Below are 23,238 nucleotides of genomic sequence, written 5' to 3' on the forward strand. Positions count from 1 at the left end.
TCAGCCGCCCCCTGCATGTCCGCCCCGCCCGCCGCGCCCGAGTTTTCCTTCCGCCGCATCGCCATCCCCGCCTTCGGCCCCTCGCTGCTGTTCGGTCTGGGCGAGGGTGCGATCCTGCCCATCATCCCGCTCATGGCGCGCGAACTCGGCGGCTCCGTGCCCATGGCCGCGCTGATCGTCACGCTGATCGGCCTGGGCTCGCTGCTCAGCAACATCCCGGCCTCGCTGATCACCATGCGCTGGGGCGAGCGTGGCGCCATCGTCGCCGCGGGACTCTGGAGCGCCGTCGGCATGGCGATGTGCGTGTTCACCGGGCATCTCGCGCTGTTCGCGCTGGGCTGCTTCATGGTGGGCATGTCGCAGGCGGTCTACAACCTCGCGCGCCAGAGCTACATGACCGAGGCCGTGCCCCTGCAGTACCGGGCGCGCGCGCTGTCCACGCTGGGCGGCGTGATGCGCATCGGCATGTTCATCGGGCCGTTCCTCGGCGCAGCGGCCGTGCACGCCTTCGGCCTGCCGGGCGCCTTCGGCGTCGGCATCGCGGGCGTTCTGGCCGCAGCGGCGCTGGGCTCGCGCGTGCCCGACCTGGCCGTGCCGGTACCCGCGCCCGGCCAGGCCGCGCCGGCCGCCACCAGCATCGCCTCCATGCTGCGCGACCACCGCCGCACCTTCCTCACGCTGGGCCTGGGTGTCACGCTGCTGAGCGCCGTGCGCGCCTCGCGCCAGGTCGTGATCCCGCTGTGGGCCGACCACCTGATGCTGGCGCCGGCCGTGGCCTCGCTGGTCTACGGGCTGGCCGGCGGCATCGACATGCTGGTGTTCTACCCGGCCGGCAAGCTCATGGACCTCAAGGGCCGGCGCTGGGTGGCGGTGCCGTCCATGGTCATCATGGGCCTGGGCCTGCTGGCGATGCCCTTCACCACGGGCTTCAACACGCTGCTGGCCGCGGCCCTGGCCATCGGTTTCGGCAACGGCATCGGCTCGGGCCTGATCATGACGCTGGGCGCCGACCACTCGCCACGCCACGGCCGTGCGCACTTCCTGGGGGTGTGGCGGCTGATGGCCGACATCGGCTCGTCCAGCGGGCCGGCGCTGCTGTCCTTCCTGGCCGGTGCGCTGTCGCTGGGCTGGGGCATCGGCGCCATCGGCCTGGTGGCCTTCGCGGCGGCCGGCGTGCTGGCGCACTACATCCCGGCGCGCGTGCCGCGCTGAGGCCGCTGCGCTACGCCTGCGCGCGCAGCATCTGCGCGAAGGCCTGGGCCGCCGGCGACAGCGCGAGGCTGCGGCGCTGGTAGACGAAGAACTCGCGGTTCAGCGTCGGCGCGCGCAGCGCCAGGAAGCGGATGCCGAAGTTGGCCGCGAAACTGCGCGCGTAGTCGGGCACCATGGCCACGCCGAGCCCGGCACCGACCAGCGCCAGCGCGGTCGTGAGGTAGCGCACCTCGGTGGCGGTCTGCATCGACAGCGAGGCATCGTGCGCATGCAGGCGCTCCTGCACATAGCGGCTGAAGTCGCCCGAGTAGACGACCCAGCGCTCGCCTTGCAGTTCGCGCCACTGCACGGCCTCGCGGCCCGCCAGCGCATGCGTGGCGGCGCAGACCAGGCGCATGGGCACATGCATGAGGAAGCTGCGCGTCACATCCTCGCCAGTGGCGCGCTCCGGGCCGATGCCCAGCTCCGCGTCGCCGCGGCGCACCGTGCCCACGATGTCGTCGGCCGAGCCATCGACGATGCGCAGCCCCACCTGCGGATGCGCCTGCTCGAAGCGCGCCAGCACGCCCGCCACCCAGGTGCAGGCCATCAGTTGCGGCGCCACCACGCGCAGCACGCCGCTCTTGAGGCTGCGCAGGTCGCCCGCGCCTTCCTCGATCTGGCGCAGGTCGTCGAGCATGCGGCGCGCCAGCGGCAGCAACTGCTGGCCGGCCTCGGTCAGCGTGACGGCGTTGCGCGCGCGGTCGAACAGCTTGACGCCGAGTTCGTCCTCCAGCTGCTGCACCAGCATGCTCACGGCCGACTGCGTGAGGTGCAGCTGCCGCGCGGCCAGCGTGAAGCTCGCGCTGCGCGCCACGACCGAGAACGCACGCATCTGGCGAAGGGTGAGGTTCATGTGCGCACCATTGTGGCGCCGCGTCGGGCATTGAATCAGAAAGCCTGATGCCTGGATCAGGGGAATTCGTTGGCCTGATGGTTCGGCGCCCCGCACAATCCGCGCCCTATGCATGTCGCCGTCATCGGGACCGGCATCGTCGGAAGCTGCACGGCCGCCTGGCTGCAGCGCGACGGTCACCAGGTCACCTTCTTCGACCCGCTGGAGGCGGGCGAAGCCTGCTCCTTCGGCAATGCGGGCTCGCTCTCGCCGAGCGCCTGCCTGCCCGTGGGCATGCCTGGCATGGCCAAGCGCGTGCCGAGCTGGCTGCTCGACCCGCTGGGCCCGCTCACCGTGCGCTGGCGCTACGCGCCCCTGGTCCTGCCCTGGCTGGTGCGCATGCTGCAGCATTCCACGCGCGAGGAGGTCACGCGCATCGCCACGGCGCTGCGCAGCCTGCTCGTGCCCATCTTCGACTGCTACGGCCCGCTGCTGCAGGACGCCCAGGCCACGGACCTGGTGCGCCGCAGTGGCTGCCTCTACGTCTACTCCTCGCGCGAGAAGGCCGCGCAATGGGCCTGGGGCATGAACCTGCGCCGCTCGCTGGGCGTGCAGATGCGCGACGTGGAGCAGGACGAACTGGAGCAACTGGAGCCCGACCTCAAGGGCCGCTTTCGCTTCGGCATCCTGGCGCCCGAGAACGGCTCCACGACCGACCCCTCGGCCCTGGTCAAGGCACTGCACGCGCACTGCATGGCGCGCGGCGCAGTGCACCTGCGCAAGCGCGTGGCTGGCTTCGAGCGGCAAGGCCGCCGCATCACCGGCGTGCGCACCGAGGAAGGCGCCAGCCTGCCCGTGGACGGCGTGGTGGTGGCAGCCGGCGCCTGGTCGGGGCCGCTCGCGGCGCAGCTGGGGTCGCGCGTGCCGCTGGAGACGCAGCGCGGCTACCACGTCACGGTGCGCAGCTCCAACCTGCGGCTGCGCCACACCGTGATGGCCGTGGAGAACAACCTCATGGTCAACCCCATGGCCATGGGCCTGCGGCTGGCCGGCACGGTGGAGTTCGCGGGCTTGAAGGCGCCACCGCGCTACGAGCGCGCCCAGGCCCTGCTGCGGCTGGGCCAGCAGCTGTTCCCGCACCTGGACACCAGCGCCACCACGCAGTGGATGGGCCACCGGCCCTGCCTGCCCGACAGCCTGCCCGTGGTCGGTCGCGCGCGCAGCGCCGACAACGCCTGGCTGGCCTTCGGCCACGGCCACATGGGCATGTGCATGGGCGCGAGCACGGGGCGCGAGGTGGCGCATCTCGTGGCCGGGCGGCCCACGCAGGTCGATCTCACCCCCTTCCGGCCGGACAGATTCTGAGATGAGCGACATCGCCCTGATCTGCACCGCAGGCTTTGCCGACGTACTGACGCTGGCGCGGCAGAACCGCGCCGATCCCTACGCGCTGCATGTGCCGGCCTCGCCCTGGCCGCAGTTGTTGCCATCCGACTGGCGCATCGAGGCGCGCGGCCGCATCGACGCCACCGGTGCAGAGGTCGAGCCGCTGGACATGGCCGGCGTGCTCAACGCGCTGGCCGCATTGCCGCGGCCGCCCGCCGGCATCGGGATCTGCCTGCTGTTCGCGCAGCGCAACCCCGCGCACGAGCAGGCGCTGGCGCAACGCATCGCGCTGCTGTGGCCCGATCTGCCGGTGGCCTGCTCGCATGCGGTGCGCGCGCGGGACGGCGAGTACGAGCGCGCCTTGGCGACCGTGCAGGCGCTGGGCCTGCACGCGCCAGCGTCGGCCGCAGAGCCTGCGCGCGACGACGGCCTGCCGCAGCAGTTGGAGGCCCTTGCCGACCGCATGCAGCAGCGCCTCGTGCAGGACGCCGTCTCCAGCGTGGTGCGCGAGGCCATGGACTGCGCGGCTGCGGTCTTCCTGCCCGACGGCCGGCTCGTCGCCCAGGCGCGCACGCTGCCGCTGCTGCTGGGCAGCCTGTCGCCGGCCGTGGCCGGACTGCTCGCGCTGTACCCGGCCGACACCATGTCCGAGGGCGACGGCTACCTGCTCAACGACCCCTGGCACGGCGGCACGCACCTGCCCGACCTCACGCTGGTGCGCCCGGTCCGCGTGGCCGGCCGCACCGTGGCGCTCGTGGCCTGCGTGCTGCACCACCAGGACGTGGGCGGCATCGCACCGGGCTCGGTGCCGACCCACGCCAGCAGCATCCAGCAGGAGGGCCTGCGCATCCCGCCCACGCCGCTGTGCCGCGCAGGTGCAGTCGATGCCGCGCTGCTGCGCCTGCTGCGTGCCAACAGCCGCATGCCCGACAACCTGGAAGGCGACCTGGCCGCGCAATGGAGCAGCCTGGCCCAGGGCGCGCAGGAACTCGCCGCGCTGTGGCAGCGCACGCCCCATGCCGCCGCGCATTGCGGGGCCGCGCTGGCGGCCTCGGAAGCCGCGGCCCGCGCCGCGCTGGCGGCCGCGCCCGATGGCGACTACGCCTTCGAGGACGCGCTGGACGGCGATGGCCTCACGGCCGCACCCGTACGCGTGGCGGTCTGCATCCGCAAGCGCGGCGACCACGCCGAACTGGACCTCAGCGGCTGCGCCGACCAGACCCAGGGCCCGGTGAACGCCGCGCGCGGCGCCGTGCAGGCGGCCGTGGCCTACTTCGCGCGCATGCTCGCGCCGCAAGCCGCGCCGAACGACGGCAGCCTGGCGCCGCTCACGCTGCGCACCAGGCCCGGCAGCATCGTCGACCCGGCCTTTCCCGCGGCCGTCAACGCGCGCACCAACCTCGTCAAGCTGCTGGCCAACGCGCTGCTGGGCGCCTGGGCCCAGGCCCTGCCGGACCGCATGCCGGCCCCCAACGCGGGCGAGGCCGTGGTGCTCTCGCTGGGCGGCACGCGGCCCGATGGCACGCCGTGGCTGCTGACCGAGATCATCGCCTCGGCCGCCGGTGGCGCGCCCACGGGGCCGGGTGGCTCGGGCGTGTCCACCGACGTGGGCAACGCGCGCAGTACGCCGGCCGAGGCGATCGAGGCCCTGGCCCCGCTGCGCGTGGAGCGCGTGGCCCTGCGCGTGGGCTCGGGCGGCGCGGGCCGCCACCGCGGCGGCGACGGCGTGGTCCGCGTCTACCGCCTGCTGCAGGGCAGCGGCAGCATTTCCTACCGCGGCGAACGCCACGGCATCGCACCCCAGGGCGCGGCCGGCGGCCGGCCCGGCGCCTGCGCCGCGGCGCGCATCGAGCGCGCCGACGGCCGCGTCGAGCCCCTGCCCGCCAAGGCCCGTGCGCAGTGGCAGGCCGGCGACCGGCTCGTGGTCGAGACCGCGGGCGGCGGTGGCTGGGGCCAGCCTCCGGCAGAGTCCACCGCATGACGCCCGCCCTGCACGGTTCCTGCTTGGCGGCCCTGATCCCTTTCCATCTCCGAAAGTGCCCCATGACCCAGCCCATCTCCCGCCGCCAGTCCCTGCGCCGCCTTGGCGCCGGCACCGCCCTGGCCGCTGCACCGCTGCTCGTCCAGGCCCAGGCCGGCAAGACCCTGCGCATCGTCGTGCCGTTTCCGCCCGGTGGCAGCACCGACCTGCTGGCGCGCCGGATCGGCGAGAAGCTGTCGGTCGCCCTCGGCCAGACCGTGATCGTGGAGAACCGCCCCGGCGCGGGCGGCACGGTGGGCGCCGACCACGTGGCCAAGTCGGCGCCCGACGGCCTGACGCTGCTGATGGGCGTGACCGGCAGCAACGCAATCGCGCAGGCGCTGTACCCCAAGCTGCCCTACGACGTGGTGCGCGACTTCGCGCCCGTGTCCATGGTCGTGAGCTCGCCGCTGGTGGTCACCGTGAACTCGGCGGTCAAGGCCGACACGATTGCAGAATTCATCGCGCTGGCCAAGGCCAGGCCGGGGTCCATCAGCTATGGCTCGCCAGGCAACGGCACCTCCATGCACCTGACCGGCGAGATGTTCAAGCAGGCCACCAGGACCTCCATGGTCCACATCCCCTACCGCGGCAGCGCGGGCATGCTGCAGGACCTCATGGGCGGGCAGATCGAGGCCACCTTCGGCGACCTGCTGGTGGTGATGCCCCAACTCGAAGCCGGCAAGCTGCGCCCGCTGGCCGTCACGTCGAAGCAGCGCCACCCCATGCTGCCCAAGGTGCCGACGCTGGCCGAGAGCGGCTACCCGGGTTTCGAGGCGCTGTCCTGGCAAGGCCTGTTCGCCCCAAGCGCCACGCCGCCCGAGCTGGTCGCGAAGATCAGCGCCGAGGTCAACAAGGCCATCAAGACGCCCGAGATCGCCGACTTCTTCGCCGCGCGCGGCTTCCTGATCGAGGGCACCTCGCCAGCGGCGTTCAAGGGCCTGATCGAGGCCGAGGTCAAGAAGTGGTCGGCCATCGTCAAGGTCTCCGGCGCCAAGGCGGATTGATGGATGCGCCCATCGAACGCATCGGCGCCGTGGTGCGCGCCGGTCAACGCCAGCCGATCTCGGCCGCCGTGGCCTGGGACCGGCTGGTGTTCGTCTCGGGCCAGGTGCCGATGACGCCAGACGGCCCGGCCGCGCCCGATATCGTGGGCCAGACCCATGCCACGCTGGACCACATCGAACGCATCCTGGTGGAGGCGGGCTGCACCTTGGAGGACGTGGTCAAGACCACCGTCTGGCTGACCGACGCGGTGGACTACCCGGCCTTCAACGCCGCCTACGCGGAGCGCTTTCCGGCCGAACAGGCGCCCGCACGCTCGACCGTGATCGCCGGGCTCATCGCGCCCGTGAAGCTGGAGATCGAAGCGGTCGCCGTGCGGCCTGCGGCTTAGATCCGCCAGGCCTGGCCCCAGGCCCACAGCCCGTCCAGCAGCTCGTCCATCACTTCTTCGTCGCTGCGCCCGCTGCGTCGCAACACATGGAAGCCATGGTCGGCTTCGGCGATGGCCAGGTGCGTGGCCATGCCGCCCAGCCGCTGCATCGTCTGCGCATGGGGTTCCGGCTCGGCCAGCGCATCGCGTGTGCCGCGGATGAACAGCATGGGCAGGTCGATCTCCGCCAGGTGTTCGGCACGCTCCGTCCCGGGCCGGCTCGCCGGGTGCAGCGGGAATCCCACGAAGACCAGGCCCTGCACGCCGGGCAGGGGCTCGATGGCCTGGGCCTGGGAGGTCATGCGCCCACCGAACGACTTGCCGCCCGCCAGCAGCGGGCACCCGGGCCAGCGTGCGTGCGCCCCGGCCACCGCGGCACGCACCGTGGCATGCGCGACCGGCGCCGCGTCCACCCGGCGCGCGCCGGCCTGCATGAACGGAAACTGGTAGCGCAGGCAGGCGATGCGGCGCTCGGCCAGGCCCTGCGCCACCGCTGCGATGAAGGGGTGCGCCATGCCAGCACCCGCCCCGTGGGCGAACACGCAGGCGGCATCGAAGGCGTCAGGCGTCGTGGCGATGGCATCGACGCCGTGGCCGAGCGCCGTGGTGAGGATGAAGGACTCGGTCTGCATGCGCACCGCATTCTGCGCGCCCGCACGCTCACCGTGGCCGGCGCGGTGTCTTCTCCGCACAGAGCGCGTGCAGCGTCTCGCGCACCCAGCGCTGGCCGGCATGGCCCTGGTTGCGCTCGTGCCAGACCATGCCGACCGCGAAGCCCGGCACGGCGAACGGCGGTGCCACGGTACGCAAGGGCTGCGCGCTGCCCGCGGCCAGGCGGCGCGGCACGAGTGCCACGAGGTCCGACGCGGCGACCAGCTGCGGCACCATCAGGAAGGACGCTGCGGACACCGCCACGCGGCGCCGCAAGCCCAGCCCCGCCAGTGCATCGTCCACCGGCGTGGCGAAGTCGCCGCCGCGCAGCGACACCACCACATGCTCCAGTTGGGCATAGGCCTGGACGCTCAGCCCCTTGCGCAGGCGCGGATGCTCTTGCCGGCCGATCAGCACGTAGTCCTCGTCGAACAGGTGGCGCGTGCGCAGGCTGGGCGGTGCCGCCGCAGGCGTCATGAGCGCAAGGTCCACGTCCCCGCGCGCCATCTGCGCCTCCAGGGTCTGCAGTTCCAGATGGCACATGGCCACCCGCACGCCCGGCGCACGCTGGCGCAAGGCCAGGCACAGCGGCTGCACCACCACCGCCTGCAGGTAGTCGGTGCAGGCGATCGTCACGGTGAGCTCGGCGCGCGCCGGATCGAAGTTCGCCTTCTCCGACACGGTGGCCCGCAGCTGGTCGAGCGACTGGCGCAGCGGCGCCAGCAACTCCACGGCCTTCGCGGTCGGCGTCATGCCGCGTTGCGCCGGCACCAGCAGCGGGTCGTCGAACAGCACACGCAGCCGTGCCAGCTGTGCGCTGACGGCTGGCTGGCTCAGATGCAGGCGCGCGGCCGCCCGGGTGACGTTCTGCTCGGCCAGCAGGGCCTCCAGCGTCACGAGCAGGTTGAGATCCAGGCGTCTGCTATCCATGGCGCTGATGGTAGGGCACAGATTCTCTGATTTCACAGATGGCTGCGTGCGGAGCAGACTGGGGCTCCATCACCCCTTCCCCACCGCCCATGCCCAGGAACATCCTCATCGTCCACGCCCATCCCGAGCCGGCCTCCCTCACCAGGCAACTGGTCGAGGTGTCGCGCGACAGCCTGCGCGCCCAAGGCCACACCGTCGTGGAGTCCGACCTCTACGCGATGCGCTGGAAGGCCGTGTTCGACGCCGACGACTTTCCCGCGCGGGCGGATCCCAGGCGCCTGTCCTTCATCGGCGAATCAGGCCATGCCTACCGCAGCGGCCGGCAGACGCCCGACGTCGCCGAAGAACAGCGCAAGGTGCTGGCCGCCGACGCCGTGCTGTTCCAGTTCCCGCTGTGGTGGTTCGGCATGCCCGCCATCATGAAAGGCTGGATCGACCGGGTCTGGGCCTATGGCCTGGCCTACGGGTACCGGAATGCGGGCAACCTGCACCGCTACGGCGATGGCGCCTTCCGCGGCAAGCGCGCGCTGCTGTGCATCGCTGCGGGCGGACCGGCCGTGGACTATTCGCCGCGCGGCATCAACGGGCCCATGGAGCAGCTGCTCTTTCCCATCACCCATGGGTCCTTGTTCTTTCCCGGCTTCGACGTGCTGCCCACGCACGCCGTCTATGGCGCTGGCGGACTGGATGCGCAGGCGCTGGACCAGGCCCGGCAGGACTGGCGGGGCCGTGTGCAGTGCCTCTTCGAGCAAGCCCCCATCGCGTTCCGGCGCCAGAACGGCGGCGACTATCCCGATCACCACGTGCTGGCGGCGCATGTCGCCGTGGGCCAGGCCGGGCTCGCGGCGCACATGGCCGGCGATCCATGCGCCACGAGCCCGGCAACAGCCTGCACCTACCAGCCGATCTGACCGCGGCCCGTGTCCATGACCATGCGCGCGGCCAGGTAGAGCCGCGGCCCCACGTTGGACACCAGCACGTACTCGTCGTCGTTGGAATGCGCGCCGAAGCCGCGCAGGCCGAAACTTTCCAGCACGCCGCCGCGCGGGCGCAGGCCGGCGAAGGCGGCATCCGTGCCGCCGCCGGTGGCACGCTCGCGGATCTCCAGCGGCATGCCCAGCCCGCCGTACAGCCCCGTGGCGTGCTGTGCCAGCGCGCGCGAGGCCGCGTTGGACACGAAGGCCGGGCGGCTGCGGTAGAAGCTCAGGTCGATCTTGGTGTCCGGGATCAGCTTGTCCTCGATGGACTTCTTCAGCGACGCCTCCATCAGGTCCAGGTCGGCGTTGGTCAGCGAGCGCACGTCGGCGATGGCCGTGGCCTCGGCCGGGATCACGTTGCGCGAGTTGCCGGCATTGGCCACGGTCCAGTTGATCTGCAGGCCCTTGGCCGGGTCGCCGAACTGGCGCGACTTGAGCATCTGGTGGGCGAGCTCGTACAGCGCGTTGCGGCCCTGCTCGGGCGCCGCGCCGGCATGGCTGGCCTTGCCGGTCACCTTCATCTCGACGATGGCGATGCTGCTCGTGGCCAGGCGCACCATGTCGCCACCCTTCGCCGTGGCGCTGCCGCCGCCCTCGAACGAGAACACCGCGTCGTAGGCACCGCCCAGCTCCGTGAGGAAGGGGCCGGAGCCCGGCGAGCCGACCTCCTCGTCGCCGTTGATCAGCACGCCGAGTTCGGCGTAGTCGTTGAAGCCGTTGCGCGCCAGCAGTTCCACCACGTGCAGGATCAGCGCCACACCCTGCTTGTCGTCGGCGATGCCCAGGCCGTAGGCGCGGTCGCCGTCGATGCGGAAGGGCTGCTTGGCGCCCATGCCGCGCTGGTAGACCGTGTCCATGTGGGCGATCAGCAGCACCTTCTTGGCGCCCGTGCCCTTGCGCGTCGCATACACCATGCTGCCCAGCTCCGCGCCCTTGAGCTGCGGGTGGAAGCCGGGCGCGCGCGTGGGCTTGACCTCTACCTGCATGCCGGCCTGGCGCAGCCGCTCGGCCACGGTGCCGGCGAGCTGGCGCAGGCCCTCCAGGTCGCGGCTGCCGGACTCGATGCCGACCAGCGTCTCCAGCGTCTTGAGGTAGGGGCCGACCTCGGCCTGCGTCTGCGCGCGCAGCGCGGCGTCGACGGGCAGGGTGGCCTGCGCGGCTGGCGCGGCGGGGGCGGCGGCCTTGGGCGCCATGGGCGCGCAGGCACCAAGCAGCAGCGCCGAAGCGAGTGCGCCGGCCAGCAGGCTGGGACGCAGGGAAACGAAGGACATGGTGGGTTCCTGGGGGTTCGAAAAGGCGCGCAGTGTAGGACTGCGCGGCCTCATGCCAGCACGCGGCGCAGCCGCTGCACGCGCCACAGCAGCATGGCCGTGATGCTGAGGTTGAGCAGGTTGAACGCGATGCCGTTCAAAAAGGCCGCGTGGTAACTGCCCGTGAGGTCGAACACCTTGCCCGACATCCAGCCGCCCAGCGCCATGCCGAACAGCGTGGCCATGATGACCGTGCCCACGCGCGCGCCGGCCTCCTGCGGCGGGAAGTACTCGCGCACGATGATGGCGTAGGACGGCACGATGCCGCCCTGGAACAGGCCGAACAGCGCCGAGATCACGTACAGCGGCACCAGGCCATCGAAGGGCAGGAACAGCAGCAGCGCCACGCCCTGCAGCGCCGAGCCCAGCAGCAGCGTGCGCAGGCCGCCGATGCGGTCGCAGATCCAGCCCGAGATCAGCCGGCTGACCACGCCGAAGCCCAGCATCAGCGCCAGCATCTCGGCACCACGCGCGGCGCCATAGCCCAGGTCGCCGCAGTAGGCCACGATGTGCACCTGGGGCATGGCCATGGCCACGCAGCAGGCCAGGCCCGCCACGCACAGCAGGCCCTGGGCCGATCCCAGCGACAGGCCGAACGGCCGCGCCGTGACGAGGGCCGCCGCCGCGGCCGCGGCCTGCCCCTGCGGCGCCACGGCCACCGCCGGCGGCCGCTGGCGCATGCACAGCGCCAGCGCGCCCACCGCAATGCTGCAGAACACGGCCATGCCCAGGTAGGTCTGGCGCCAGCCCACGGTCTCGATGAAATGCTGGGCCACCGGCGGCCACACCGTGCCGGCCAGGTAGTTGCCGCTGGCGCACACGCCCACGGCCATGCCACGCCGGCGCTCGAACCACAGGGCAGTGTCGGCGATCAGCGGCGCGAAGCTGGCCGAGCAACCCAAGAGACCGACCAGCAGGCCCTGCGCGAGCGCGAAGCCGAGCAGGCTGTCGGCCGTGGCGCTGGCCCAGTAGCCCAGGCCCAGGCACAGGCCGCCCAGCAGCAGCGGCCATCCGATGCCGAAGCGGTCGGCCAGTTTGCCCATCAGCACGCCGCCGATGCCGAAGCCCAGCATCAGCAAGGTGTAGGGCAGCGAGGCGTCGGAGCGGGCCACGCCGAACTCGGCCTGCACCGCAGGCAGCGCCACCGACACCACGTACATGCCGCCGTTGCCCACGGCCATGAGCAAGAGCGCGATGCCCAGGCGGAACAGGGCGTAGCGCGAATCCACGCCGGGGCCCGGCGGGTGGTGTGTCTCCATGGCTTGTTCTTAGAGTTCGAGCGAAGCCCGAACCCTACACCAAGCCAGGCCGGTCAAAGACCCAGCAGCCCCAGCGCCAACCCGTGCGTACGCGAAGCCGGGTCGGCCAGTTCGTGCAGCACGTTCATGTGGTTGCGGCCCGGCACCGTCTCACAGACCGGCACCGCGGCCTCGCCCCAGCGTTCGCGGATCAGCGCGTTCTGGCGCTGAAACTCGGCACTCTCCTCGCCACCGACCAGCGCCAGCAGCGGGCTGGCAGGCGCCGGCATCCAGGCCGGGCTCAGCTGCAGGGCCGATTCCTCGGTCAGTTTGAGGTCGGGCGCCAGGAAGGGTGCGTGGCGCAGCGGCTCCAACTCGTAGATGCCCGACAGCGCGATGGCGCCGCGCAGCGGCTGCGCCGGCATGCGCCGCTCGATGGCGCGCCAGTTGCAGGCCAGCAGCATGGCCGCCAGGTGGCCGCCCGCGCTGTGGCCGGCCAGCGCGATGCGTTGGCGGTCCACGCCCAGCGCCTCGGCCTCGCGCCAGATCCAGGCGACGGCCTTGACCATCTGCTGCACGATCTGCGCGACGCTGGCATAGGGCGCCAGCGCGTAGTTGGGCAGGATCACCGAGACGCCGGCTGCCACGAAGGGCTCGGCCACGAAGCTGTGGTCGCGTTTGTCCAGCGCGCGCCAGAAGCCACCGTGGATGTAGACCAGCACCGGCGCCCCCGTCCCCCCATTCGGCTGCGCGGCCGGGAACAGGTCCAGCGTCTCCTTGGTGCCCTCGCCATAGCGCAGGTCGAGCTTGCCGCGCAGCTTGCCGCGCGTGGCCTTGGACGCATCGGTCCAGTACTGCAGGATCTGCGGGTGCTCGGGGATGGCGGCGCGGGTGTGGTACTGGGCGTCGTACCAGGCGGGGTCGTGTTCGGGCATGGGCATCATTGTGCGGGCTTCTTCTTCGCCGCAGCCGGCGAGCCGGCCTCGCGCAGGGCGGCATCGACCATGGCGTCGGCCATCCACAGCGCGGTGCGCTCGACCTCGCGGTCGCTCACGCCCCAGATGTCCTTCAGGATCACGTAGGGTTCGATGCCGTAGATCACCGACAGCGCGCGGTGCAGCCGGTCGTAGACGGCCTGCGGCAGCTGCGGCGCGAGCGGCTCGAGCGCGTGCTCGAGGATGCGCACGCGGTGGCCGCGGCGGAACGGCTCCTCCTCCAGCAGGCCGGCACGCTCCTGCGCCCACTGCTCCAGGGACAGCAGGGCGGCGGCGCGCAGCTGCGGCTCGAACTCCTTGAAGCGCGGGAAGGTCTTCTTGAACAGCTCGTGCAGCCGCGCATGCCCGTCGGGCAGGTCGGACGCATGGCTGCGCACCGGCCCGAGCGAGGCCTCGATCACGGCGGTCAGCAAGGCGCTGCGGCTCTTGAAGTAGCGGTAGGCCGTGGCGCGCGACACCTTGGCGCGCACCGCGGTCTCGGCCACGGAGGGGATGTGGCCACCGTCCTGGATGATGGCCATGGCCGTCTCCAGCAGCAGATGGAAGGTGGCCGCCTTGACGCCGCGTTCGGGCGGCTGCGGTGGAGGACTGTGCGGGAACTTGGGGCGCGCCATGCGGGTTTGTCCGGGTCTGGGTGTGTTGTTTGTGTCTTGCGCGGCGAGACCCGCTCATTATGATCCGCCCATCCCGTTATGAGACACCCGTCTTAAAACGGACATTCGATCTCACAGCCGGGGCACCGCCCCGCGACATGTGCGGCACCAGGAGACAACCAGATGCGGCTTGCCAGCTGGCGTTGGGGTGGTACGGACCACGTGGGACTGATTTCGCCCGATGGGCGCGAAGCGACGCCGCTCGCGTGCAGCGACGCCAGCCGCGGCGTGCAGCCCCTCATCGAAGCGCTGGCCGAGGGCCGGCCCCTGCCGCGCGAGGCCGGCACCAGGCTCCCGGTCTCGGCCATCACGCTGCGCGCGCCGCTGCCGCGCCCGCACCGCAACCTGTTCTGCGTGGGCCGCAACTACCGCGCCCATGCGGCCGAGCTCGCCGGCACGGTGTTCCGCGAAAGCCTGCCCAAGGAAGACGACTGGCCCATCGTCTTCACCAAGACGCCGCAGACCGTGATCGGCCCCTACGACACCGTGCGACTGCCCGGCCGCATCGTGACCGAGCAGATCGACTACGAGAGCGAGCTGGCCATCGTCATCGGCAAGCCCGGCCGTGACATCCCCAAGGGCCGCGCGATGGCGCATGTGCAGGGCTACACCGTGGTCAACGACGTCAGCGCGCGCGACGTGCAGACGCGCCACCAGCAGTGGGACCTGGGCAAGAGCTTCGACACCTTCTGCCCCATGGGCCCGTGGATCGTGACGGCCGACGAACTCGATGGCCGCGCCACGCGCGTGCGCGGCTGGGTCAACGGCGAGCTGCGCCAGGACGGACGGACGGAGGACATGATCTTCGACATCCCCATGCTCATCGAGACCTGTTCGCGCGGCATCACGTTGCTGCCCGGCGACATCATCGCCACGGGCACGCCATCCGGCGTGGGCATGGGCTTCAAGCCACCGCGCTGGCTGAAGGCGGGCGATGTGTTCAAGGTCGAGATCGACGGCATCGGCGCCATCGAGAACAGGTTCCAATGAGCTTGCACCTGATCGAACGCACGGTGGCCGAAGACGACGGCGAGGGCGATGCCGTCGTCTGCATCCATGGACTGGGCGGCAGCGCCAACACCTTCGGGCCGCTGCTGCCGGCGCTCGCGCGCCACCGCGTGCTGCGGCCCGATCTGCCGGGCAGCGGGCGCTCGCAGCGCGCCGAAGGCGCGCTCACGATCCAGCGCTACGTGGACGCGGTGCAGGCCTTCTGCGACCGCGCCGGCATCGCGCGCGCCCATGTGGTCGCGCATTCGATGGGCACCATCGTGGCCCAGCACCTGGCGGTGCAGAACCCGAAGCTCGTGCGCAGCCTGGCGCTGTTCGGCCCGCTGATTGCGCCGCCCGATCCCGCACGCAGCGCCATGCGCGCGCGCGCCGCCAAGGCGCGCGAGGGCGTGGCATCCATGCAGGAGATCGTGCAGCAGCTGTCTCAAGCGGCGATGTCGTCGGAAACCCGCGCGCGTAACCCACTGGCCGTGGCTTTCGTGCGCGAGAGCCTGCTGCGCCAGGAGCCCGAGGCCTACGCGCGCAGCTGCGAGGCGCTGGCCGGCGCCGAGCCAGCCGCCGTGGACCGCATCGCCTGCCCGGTGCTGCTGGTGACCGGCGACGAGGACGGCGTGGCACCGCCGCAGAACGTGCGCGCCATGGCCGAGAAGATCGCCGGCGCACGCGCGCTGGTGCTGGCGCGCTGCGGCCACTGGACGCCTGTCGAGAAGCCCGAGGACTGCCAGCGCGCGCTGCGCGAATTCCTGGCCAGCGTGAGGAACTGAGCATGGCGGACATCCACTTCACCAACGTGCGCATCTTCGACGGCGGCGGCGAGCAGCCCTTCATGGGCGAGCTGCTGGTCTCCGGCAACCGCATCCACCGCGTCGCCAAGACCGGCTTCGGCCAGCGCAGCCAGCCTGTCGCCGGTGCCACCGTGATCGACGGCGGCGGCGCTTTTCTGATGCCGGGCATGGTGGAGGCGCACACGCACTTCAGCTGGAACGACCAGCCCAGCCTGGACGCGATCCAGCGCATGCCGCCGGAAGAGCACATCCTGTGGTGCGCGGAAGTTGCCAAGCGCTACCTCGACATGGGATGGACGAGTTGCGTGGGCGCGGCCGCTGCCAAGCCGCGGCTGGACGTGGTGATCCGCAACGCCATCAACGACGGCACCATCGTGGGCCCGCGCTACCTGGCCGCCAGCCAGGAGATCACGGTGCCCGGCGGCCTGGGCGACACCACGCAGCCGCACCTGCCGCAGCCCGAGTTCGCGTTCGGCGCGGTCGTCAGCGGCTCCGAAGAGATGCGCCGCTGCGTGCGCATGTTCGCCAAGTACGGCGTGGACACGCTCAAGATCAATCTGTCGGGCGAGTCCATCACCGGCATGTCGTCCGAGATGAGCCAGTTCACCGAGGCCGAGATCCGCACCTGCGTGGAGGAAGCCAAGGTCTGGGGCAAGCGCGTGGCCGCCCATGCGCGCAGCACCTGGGCCATCAAGCAGTGCGTGCACCTGGGCATCGAGGTGATCTACCACGCCAGCTTCGCCGACGAGGAGGCGCTGGACCTGCTGGAGGCGCACAAGTTCGAGCACTTCGTCGCGCCCGGCCTGGCCTGGCTGATCCGCACGGTGAACAACGCCAGCGAGTACGGACTGACCCCCGAGGTCACGAAGAAGATGGGCTACCACCGCGAGCTGGAGGCCGCCATCCAGAGCATGCGCGGCCTGCGCAAGCGCGGTGTGCGCATCCTGCCCGGCGGCGACTACGGCTTTGCCTGGACCCCGCACGGCACCAACGCGCGCGACCTGGAGTACTTCGTCAAGCACGTGGGCATGAGCCCCATGGAGGCGCTGCTGTCGGCCACCGCCTGGGGCGGGCCGATGATGAAGATGGGCAAGGACATCGGCTACCTGCGCGAAGGCTGCCTGGCCGACCTGTTGCTCATCGACGGCGACCCGCTGGCCGACATCACCATCCTGCAGGACAAGACCCGCATCCTGGCCGTGATGAAGGACGGCGAGTTCCACCGCGCGCCGCCGGTGCGCGAAGGCAGCGGTTCGCAGTATCTGCGCGAGATCCGGCCCCTCAACCGCTGGGCCGCTTGAGCGCGCCGAGGAGACCACGATGGCCGAAGTCCTGTTCACCAACGTCCGCATCCTCGAAGGCGGCACGCAGCCGCCCTACCAGGGCAGCGTGCGCGTCAGCGGCAACCGCATCCGCGAGGTCGGTCGCAGCCTGGCGCCCGTGGGCGGCTTCCACAGCGGCGTGCAGGTGATCGACGCGGCCGGCGCCACGCTGATGCCCGGCATGTGCGAGGCCCACACGCACTTCAGCTGGAACGACGCCGCCACGCTGGCCGCCATCCAGGCCATGCCGCTGGAGGAGCATGTGCTGTGGTGCGCCAAGGTGGCCGGCCGCTACCTGCAGGCGGGCTTCACGTCCTGTGTGGGCGCGGCCTGCGCCAAGCCGCGGCTGGACGTGGTCACGCGCAATGCCATCGCCAGCGGCCAGATCCCCGGCCCGCGCTACCTGGCGGCCAGCCAGGAGATCACCGTGCTGGGCGGCCTGGGCGACGAGACGCTGCCGCACCTGCCCTTCCCCGAGTTCAGCTTCGGCGTGAACGTGAGCGGCGCCGAAGAGATGCGCAAGGCCGTGCGCCTGTTCCTCAAGTACGGCGTCGACTCCATCAAGCTCAACCTCTCGGGCGACAACTTCACGCCGCAGTCGCCGGCCGGCACCACCTGGATGACCGACGCCGAGGTGGCCGCCGCCATGCAGGAGGTCAAGATGCGCGGCAAGCGCGGCGTGGCGCATGCGCGCTCGGCCGACAGCGTCAAGCAGGCGCTGCGCCACGGCATCGAGCTGATCTACCACGCCAGCTACACCGACACCGAGACGCTGGACCTGCTGGAGGCCGCGAAGGACAAGGTGTTCGTGGCCCCCGGCATCGCCATCCTGTACGCCATGCTGCACGAGGCCGAGGCCTATGGCGTGACGCACCAGATGGCGGTGGACATGGGCTACCAGGACGAGTGGGACAACGCCATCGAGTCGCTCAAAGCCATGCACCGGCGCGGCGTGCGCGTGCTGCCGGGTGGCGACTACGGCTTCGCCTTCACGCCGCACTGCCAGAACGCGCGCGACCTGGAGTTCTTCGTGAAGTACCTGGGCATGACGCCGATGGAGGCGATCCGCTCCACGGCCGAGTTCGGCGGCCAGGTCATGAAGCAGCCACACGACCTGGGCCTCATCAAGCCCGGCTACCTGGCCGATCTGCTGCTGGTCGATGGCGACCCGCTGGCCAACCTGGCCATCCTGCGCGACCCCAGGCGCATCCTGGCGGTGATGAAGGATGGCGTGTTCGCGAAGACGCCACCGGTCGCCAGCGAGCGGCGCTGGGAGCGCGCCGCATGACGAAGACGGGCCGCCTCCTGCTCTGGCTGCTCATCGGCGGCCCGATGCTGGTGTTCTCGCTCTGGGCGCTGTTCGACAACGCGCGGCTGTACGTCGTCACCATGCTCAACGGGCTGACGCTGGCCTCGCTGTACTTCATCGTGGCCAGCGGCTTCACGCTGGTGTTCGGCCTCATGCGCAACGTGAACCTGGCCCACGGCTCGCTGTATCTGCTGGGCGGCTACGTGGGCTACGTGGTGGCCGACAAGACCGGCTGGTGGATCCTGGCGCTGGCGGCGGGCTTCGCGGCGGCTGCCGTGGCGGGCCTCCTGATCCAGGTGCTGATCCTGCGCCGCATGCAGGGCCAGGACCTGCGCCAGACGCTGGTGACCATCGGCCTGTCCATCGTGATCGCCGACGTGCTGCTGTGGATCTTCACGGGCCAGGTGCACCAGATGGAGGCGCCCGAATGGCTGCAGGGCCCCATCCGCGGCCTGCCGCTGATCAACGCCTACGGTGCCTTCCGGCTGAGCCTGCTGGGCTTCGGCCTGGCCATCGGCTTCGGCCTGTGGTGGCTGCTGAACAAGACGCGTGTGGGCGCCATGATCCGCGCCGGCGTGGACGACCGCGGCATGCTGGCCGCATCCGGCGTCAACGTGAACCTGGTGTTCGCCATCACCTTCATGCTGGGTGCCGGGCTGGCCGGGTTCGGCGGTGTGATCGGCGCGGTGGAGCTGTCCATGGTGCCGGGCGAAGACATCCGGCTGCTGCTGGCGTCCCTGATCGTGGTGATCGTGGGCGGCATGGGCAGCGTGGTGGGGGCCGCCATCGGGGCCGTGATCCTCGGCCTGGCGGAAACCTATGGGCTGGCCTACGCGCCGACCTACAGCGTGGTGTTCACGTTCGTGATCCTGATCCTGGTGCTGGCCTTCCGGCCGCGCGGGATCATGGGGAAGGCGGCCTGAGATGCGAACCCGAGCCTTCGATCCTTGTCGTCTGGCGGTGGCGCCAGACCGCGCCGACGGTGTACTCAACTCCGCGAATGCCCCCCGCCCAGGGCCGCCTGCGGCCCTGGCGGGGGACATTCGCGGAAGAGGCTACCCGGTGGCCTCGACCCCAGCGCCACGCCACCTCTTCTCCGAATCGCGCAGCGCGAGGGATCACACATGAGTGCCTCTCAATGGCGCCGCGCCATGAACCGCCAGCCCACGGCGCCGGTCACCCGACCCCGCCCCGGCTCTGCGCCGACGGCCGCCAACACACCGCAGCCTCGCATGGCCGCCTGGCCGACGCTGCGCCCCCGCCACGGCATCGTGCTGATCGGGGCGCTGCTGTTCCCCTTCGTCGCCACGCCCTTCTTCACCTACCAGGTCGCCGCGCAGTCGCTCGTGCTGGGCCTGATCGCGCTGTCGCTGACCTTCCTGGGCGGCTACGGCGGCATGGTCTCGCTGGCGCAGATGACGGTGGCCGGCATCGCCGGCTACGCCATGGCGGTGCTGGGCACCAGCAGCAGCGCGGCCATCAGCCTGGGCTGGCCCTGGTGGGTGGCGGTGCCGTTCGCACTGCTGATCGCCGTGGTGGCGTCGGCGCTGATCGGCTGGCTGTCGGTGCGCACCGAGGGCATCTACACCATCATGATCACGCTGGCCATCGGCGTGGCCTTCTACTACCTGGTGCTGCAGAACTACAGCATCTTCAACGGCTTCCAGGGCCTGCGCGAGTTGCACCCGCCCGATGTGTTCGGCGTGGACTGGCGCAAGCCGGTGCCGTTCTACTTCCTCGCGCTGGGCTGTGCGCTGGCGGGCTACGGCGTCGTGAAATGGATCGTGCGCGCACCCTTCGGCATCGCGCTGCAGGGCGTGCGCGACAACCCGCGCCGCATGGCCGCGCTGGGCTACAGCGTCGTCGCGCACCGGGTCGCGGCCTATGCCTTCGCGGGCCTGCTGGCGGCCGTGGGCGGCATCCTGCTGGCCTGGTACAACGGGCTCATGACCCCGGGATCGGTCGGCACCAGCTGGCTCATCAACATCCTGGTCGTCGCGGTGCTGGGTGGCATGCGCCACCCGATCGGCGCCTTCGTCGGTGCGGTGCTGTTCGTGCTGCTGCAGACCTTCGCCATCGACCTGGTCGACCGCGAACGCTTCAACCTCGTCATCGGCGGGGTGTTCCTCGCCATCGTGCTGTGTTCCCCCGACGGCCTGCTCGGACTGTGGGCGAAGGCGCGTGCGCGCTTCGCGCCCCGGCAGACCATGACAACGCCAACCCCAAGGAGACAAGCGTGAACCTCAAGCAAACCCTGCTGGCCGCTGCGGCCACCTGCGTCGTGACCGGTGCCTGGGCCCAGGGCGCCCCCATCAAGATCGGCCTGCTGGCCACGCTGGAGGGCCCGTTCGCGGCCGGCGGCGCGGACGGCATGCGCGGCGCCGAGCTGGCCGTCAAGGAGCGTGGCGGCATGGTGGCGGGCCGCAAGATCGAACTCGTCAAGGCCAGCTCGGACGCCAAGCCCGACGTGGCCGTCAACGCCACGCGCAAGCTGGTGGAGCAGGACAAGGTCGACATCATGGTCGGCCCGCTGTCGGGCGGCGAGGGCATCGCCGTGAAGGACTACTCCAAGACCCAGCCGCAGGTCACTTTCATCAACGGCGCCTCGGGCGCGCAGGGCACCACGCTGGACAGCCCCAGCCCCAACTTCTACCGCTTCAACACCGAGGGCGCGCAGTGGATGGTGGGCCTGGGCCAGGCCGCGCTGGACAAGGGCTACAAGCGCGTGATGGTGATCGCCGAAGACTACGCCTTCCCCTACTCGCAGGTGCAGGGCTTCATGTCGGAGTTCTGCGCCAAGGGCGGCAAAGTGCCGGTCAAGGCCTGGGTGCCGCTGGGCGGCAAGGACTACAGCTCGGTCATCGCGCGCATCCCCAAGGACGTGGACGCGCTGCTGGTGGTGCTGGGCGGCGCCGACGCGGTGAACTTCCTCACGCAGTACGAGAACGCGGGCGGCGACAAGCCCATGCTGGGCGGCTCCATCACGGTGAGCCAGGACGTGCTGAACTACCGCGGCAAGCGGCGCGATTCGCTGGTGGGCACCTTGTCGGCCGGCCCCGTGGCCGACAGCTACGACGGCGCTGGCTGGAAGGCCTTCGTGGCCGACTACCAGAAGACCTATCCGGTCTCCTCGGGCGCCTTCCCCAGCCCCAGCCTGTTCGCCTACGTGTACTACACCAACATGAAGGCCGCGCTGGACGGGCTCGACGCGGTGAAGGGCGACCTCTCGGGCAACCAGGCCAAGTACCGCGAGGCGCTGCAGAAGATGGTGCTCAAGACGCCCACCGGCGACGTGCGGCTGGACGGCAACCGCCAGGCCATCGGCACCACCTTCGTGACCGAGGTGGTGAAGGACGCGCAGGGCAACCTGACGACCAAGGTGGCCAAGAAGGTCGACAACATCGACCAGCTGCTGGGCATGAAGAAGGAAGACTTCAAGATGGGCACGCGGGATGTTCCCGCTTGCCCCTGAGAAGGGCTGAACGCGTGGCCACCGTCACCCCGCTGCGTTCCGCTGCCCGTTCCAGCGCCGCCCCGCGCGCGCTGGCCTCGGGCGACGCGCTCGCGCTCGAAGGCGTCACGCGCGCCTTCGGGGCGCTGCGCGCCGTGGACGACGTGAGCTTCTCGGTGGCGGCCGGCCAGCGCTACGCCGTGCTGGGCAGCAACGGCGCGGGCAAGACCACGCTGTTCAACGCCATCACGGGCGACTTTCCGCCGACCAGCGGGCGCATCCGCTTCTTCGGCGAGGACATCACGGCGCTGCCGCCGCACGAGCGCATCCGCAAGGGACTGCGGCGCACCTACCAGTCCTCGCTGCTGTTCCGCGAACTCAGCGTGCGCGACAACCTGTTCCTGGCGGTGCGCGGCGTGGCCAACGGGCGCTTCAGCCTTCGGCGTGCTGGTGCCGGCCACGGCTCCACGCAGGCGACGGACGAGCTGCTGGAGCGCGCGCGCCTGGCCCACATCGCCGACACCCTGGTGGCCGACCTCGCGCACGGCCAACAGCGCCAGCTGGAGATCGGCATGGCGCTGGCCGGCGCGCCGCGGCTGATCCTGTTCGACGAACCGGCCGCGGGTCTGTCGCCGGCCGAACGGCGCGAACTGGTGGCGCTGCTCAACGCACTGCCGGCCCACATGGGCTTCGTGATCATCGAACACGACCTGGACATCGCGCTGCGCGTGACCGAGAAGGTGACCGTGATGCACAACGGCCGCGTGCTCAAGACCGGCACGCCGGCCGAGATCGAAAACGACGCCCAGGTACAGGCCATCTACATGGGGGGCAAGCACTGATGGATGCGCCGTTGTTGCAGATCGACGGCCTGGACGTCTACTACGGCCGCGCCCATGCGCTGCAGGGCGTGAACCTGGGCCTGGACCGCGGCGTGCTCGGCATCGTCGGCCGCAACGGCATGGGCAAGACCACGCTGTGCAACGCCATCTGCGGACTGCTGCCTCCCGTCGGCCGTGCCGCCGGCAGCGTGCGCCTGCAGGGCGAGGAGATGCTGGGCCTGCCGCCCGAGCGGCGTACCAAGCGCGGCATCGCCTACGTGCCGCAGGGCCGGCGCGTGTGGCCGTCGCTGACGGTGGACGAGACCTTGCGGCTCGTGGCACCGAAACGCCGCGACGTGGACAAGGTCTACGCCATGTTCCCGCGCCTCGCGGAACGCAAGGGCAACGGCGGTGCGCAGCTGTCGGGCGGCGAACAGCAGATGCTGGCCATCGGCCGTGCGCTGCTGCTGGAGCCGCGGCTCCTGGTCATGGACGAGCCGACCGAAGGCCTGGCCCCAGTCATCGTGGAGCAGGTCGCGCGGGCACTGCGCGACCTGGCGGCCGACGGCAAGATCGGCGTGCTGCTGATCGAGCAGAACCTGGGCGTGGCCATCGAGGTGGCCGACCGCATCGGCGTGATGGTCAACGGCCGCATCGCGCAGCTGATGCCAGCGGCCGAGCTCGGAGCCGACCGCGCGCTGCAGGAACGGCTGCTGGGCGTGCGCACCGGGCCCGACGAGGAGACCGAAGCGCCGACGGTCGAGAGCGACCGGCCCACCACCATCATCACGGTGGCGCGCATGCACGGCGATGGCGCGCCCTCGCTCGATGCGCTGCTGCCGCGCACGGTGCGTGGCTTCA

21 protein-coding genes and 1 pseudogene are annotated in these 23,238 nt (G+C 71.1%); 15 read left to right on the plus strand and 7 right to left on the minus strand.

Features of this window, described 5'->3' with window-relative positions; genetic code table 11:
• Positions 1 to 15 precede the first annotated feature (15 nt).
• Positions 16 to 1,212 (plus strand): MFS transporter, encoded by a 1,197-nt coding sequence (locus ACSQ4M_RS03655; protein WP_436188313.1) that lies wholly within the window; start codon positions 16 to 18, stop codon positions 1,210 to 1,212.
• A 10-nt stretch (positions 1,213 to 1,222) separates the two neighbouring features.
• Here ACSQ4M_RS03655 and ACSQ4M_RS03660 read toward each other — a convergent pair whose 3' ends face one another.
• Complete coding sequence (locus ACSQ4M_RS03660) at positions 1,223 to 2,107, minus strand: LysR family transcriptional regulator (RefSeq protein ID WP_436188314.1); 885 nt, start codon at positions 2,105 to 2,107, stop codon at positions 1,223 to 1,225.
• Between the two features lie 108 nt (positions 2,108 to 2,215).
• On the opposite strand from ACSQ4M_RS03660, the gene ACSQ4M_RS03665 reads away from it, so the two are divergent.
• The 4 genes from ACSQ4M_RS03665 to ACSQ4M_RS03680 all read left to right on the plus strand — a co-directional run bounded on the left by ACSQ4M_RS03665 (position 2,216) and on the right by ACSQ4M_RS03680 (position 6,888).
• A complete protein-coding gene (locus ACSQ4M_RS03665; protein WP_436188315.1) occupies positions 2,216 to 3,451 on the plus strand; it encodes an NAD(P)/FAD-dependent oxidoreductase in 1,236 nt (411 codons plus the stop codon).
• Between the two features lies 1 nt (position 3,452).
• Positions 3,453 to 5,453 (plus strand): hydantoinase B/oxoprolinase family protein, encoded by a 2,001-nt coding sequence (locus ACSQ4M_RS03670; protein WP_436188316.1) that lies wholly within the window; start codon positions 3,453 to 3,455, stop codon positions 5,451 to 5,453.
• Positions 5,454 to 5,515: 62 nt separating this feature from the next.
• On the plus strand, positions 5,516 to 6,499 hold the full coding sequence (locus ACSQ4M_RS03675; RefSeq protein WP_436188317.1) for a Bug family tripartite tricarboxylate transporter substrate binding protein: 984 nt from the start codon (positions 5,516 to 5,518) through the stop codon (positions 6,497 to 6,499).
• On the plus strand, positions 6,499 to 6,888 hold the full coding sequence (locus ACSQ4M_RS03680; protein WP_436188318.1) for a RidA family protein: 390 nt from the start codon (positions 6,499 to 6,501) through the stop codon (positions 6,886 to 6,888). The genes ACSQ4M_RS03675 and ACSQ4M_RS03680 overlap by 1 nt, the downstream gene beginning before the upstream one ends.
• Here the strand turns inward: ACSQ4M_RS03680 and ACSQ4M_RS03685 are convergent.
• Positions 6,885 to 7,559 carry an alpha/beta hydrolase family protein gene (locus tag ACSQ4M_RS03685; protein ID WP_436188319.1) on the minus strand — a complete coding sequence of 225 codons (675 nt, stop codon included), beginning with the start codon at positions 7,557 to 7,559 and terminating at the stop codon, positions 6,885 to 6,887. The two genes, ACSQ4M_RS03680 and ACSQ4M_RS03685, sit on opposite strands and share 4 nt — an antisense overlap.
• A 28-nt stretch (positions 7,560 to 7,587) precedes the next feature.
• Positions 7,588 to 8,508 (minus strand): LysR family transcriptional regulator, encoded by a 921-nt coding sequence (locus ACSQ4M_RS03690; RefSeq protein ID WP_436188320.1) that lies wholly within the window; start codon positions 8,506 to 8,508, stop codon positions 7,588 to 7,590.
• 89 nt (positions 8,509 to 8,597) lie between these two features.
• Here ACSQ4M_RS03690 and ACSQ4M_RS03695 point away from each other — a divergent pair, with 89 nt between their 5' ends.
• Complete coding sequence (locus ACSQ4M_RS03695; protein ID WP_436188321.1) at positions 8,598 to 9,419, plus strand: NAD(P)H-dependent oxidoreductase; 822 nt, start codon at positions 8,598 to 8,600, stop codon at positions 9,417 to 9,419.
• Here the strand turns inward: ACSQ4M_RS03695 and ACSQ4M_RS03700 are convergent.
• Genes ACSQ4M_RS03700 through ACSQ4M_RS03715 form a run of 4 tightly spaced genes read right to left on the minus strand, consistent with a single transcriptional unit; the run spans position 9,404 to position 13,642 of the window.
• Positions 9,404 to 10,756: a glutamate carboxypeptidase gene (locus ACSQ4M_RS03700; RefSeq protein ID WP_436188322.1), complete on the minus strand. Its 1,353-nt coding sequence runs from the start codon at positions 10,754 to 10,756 to the stop codon at positions 9,404 to 9,406. The two genes, ACSQ4M_RS03695 and ACSQ4M_RS03700, sit on opposite strands and share 16 nt — an antisense overlap.
• A 50-nt stretch (positions 10,757 to 10,806) precedes the next feature.
• Positions 10,807 to 12,054, minus strand: coding sequence for an MFS transporter (locus ACSQ4M_RS03705; protein WP_436188323.1), 1,248 nt, complete (start codon positions 12,052 to 12,054; stop codon positions 10,807 to 10,809).
• Positions 12,055 to 12,107: 53 nt separating this feature from the next.
• Entirely contained in the window at positions 12,108 to 12,968 is an 861-nt protein-coding gene (locus tag ACSQ4M_RS03710) for an alpha/beta hydrolase (RefSeq protein ID WP_436188324.1), read from the minus strand.
• A gap of 5 nt (positions 12,969 to 12,973) precedes the next feature.
• A complete protein-coding gene (locus tag ACSQ4M_RS03715; protein WP_436188325.1) occupies positions 12,974 to 13,642 on the minus strand; it encodes a TetR/AcrR family transcriptional regulator in 669 nt (222 codons plus the stop codon).
• A 162-nt stretch (positions 13,643 to 13,804) separates the two neighbouring features.
• Here ACSQ4M_RS03715 and ACSQ4M_RS03720 point away from each other — a divergent pair, with 162 nt between their 5' ends.
• The 9 genes and pseudogenes from ACSQ4M_RS03720 to ACSQ4M_RS03760 all read left to right on the plus strand — a co-directional run.
• Positions 13,805 to 14,671, plus strand: coding sequence for a fumarylacetoacetate hydrolase family protein (locus ACSQ4M_RS03720; protein WP_436188326.1), 867 nt, complete (start codon positions 13,805 to 13,807; stop codon positions 14,669 to 14,671).
• On the plus strand, positions 14,668 to 15,453 hold the full coding sequence (locus ACSQ4M_RS03725) for an alpha/beta fold hydrolase (RefSeq protein ID WP_436188327.1): 786 nt from the start codon (positions 14,668 to 14,670) through the stop codon (positions 15,451 to 15,453). Before ACSQ4M_RS03720 ends, ACSQ4M_RS03725 begins: the two co-directional genes overlap by 4 nt.
• A 2-nt stretch (positions 15,454 to 15,455) precedes the next feature.
• On the plus strand, positions 15,456 to 16,775 hold the full coding sequence (locus ACSQ4M_RS03730; protein ID WP_436188328.1) for an amidohydrolase family protein: 1,320 nt from the start codon (positions 15,456 to 15,458) through the stop codon (positions 16,773 to 16,775).
• A 19-nt stretch (positions 16,776 to 16,794) separates the two neighbouring features.
• Positions 16,795 to 18,084: an amidohydrolase family protein gene (locus ACSQ4M_RS03735; protein ID WP_436188329.1), complete on the plus strand. Its 1,290-nt coding sequence runs from the start codon at positions 16,795 to 16,797 to the stop codon at positions 18,082 to 18,084.
• Positions 18,081 to 19,028, plus strand: coding sequence for a branched-chain amino acid ABC transporter permease (locus ACSQ4M_RS03740; protein WP_436188330.1), 948 nt, complete (start codon positions 18,081 to 18,083; stop codon positions 19,026 to 19,028). Before ACSQ4M_RS03735 ends, ACSQ4M_RS03740 begins: the two co-directional genes overlap by 4 nt.
• A gap of 201 nt (positions 19,029 to 19,229) precedes the next feature.
• The gene (locus ACSQ4M_RS03745; RefSeq protein WP_436188331.1) at positions 19,230 to 20,345 is read left to right on the plus strand and encodes a branched-chain amino acid ABC transporter permease; all 1,116 of its coding nucleotides are present in this window, start codon (positions 19,230 to 19,232) and stop codon (positions 20,343 to 20,345) included.
• The gene (locus tag ACSQ4M_RS03750; RefSeq protein ID WP_436188332.1) at positions 20,342 to 21,577 is read left to right on the plus strand and encodes an ABC transporter substrate-binding protein; all 1,236 of its coding nucleotides are present in this window, start codon (positions 20,342 to 20,344) and stop codon (positions 21,575 to 21,577) included. Before ACSQ4M_RS03745 ends, ACSQ4M_RS03750 begins: the two co-directional genes overlap by 4 nt.
• Positions 21,578 to 21,591: 14 nt before the next feature.
• The gene (locus ACSQ4M_RS03755; RefSeq protein ID WP_436188333.1) at positions 21,592 to 22,398 is read left to right on the plus strand and encodes an ABC transporter ATP-binding protein; all 807 of its coding nucleotides are present in this window, start codon (positions 21,592 to 21,594) and stop codon (positions 22,396 to 22,398) included.
• Positions 22,398 to 22,868: pseudogene (locus tag ACSQ4M_RS03760) on the plus strand (ABC transporter ATP-binding protein); the annotation flags it as partial. The gene ACSQ4M_RS03755 and the pseudogene ACSQ4M_RS03760, both read left to right, overlap by 1 nt.
• Positions 22,869 to 23,238 lie beyond the last annotated feature (370 nt).

Source organism: Pseudorhodoferax sp. LjRoot39 (genome assembly GCF_964253035.1).
In the GTDB taxonomy this organism is placed as follows: domain Bacteria; phylum Pseudomonadota; class Gammaproteobacteria; order Burkholderiales; family Burkholderiaceae_C; genus Pseudorhodoferax.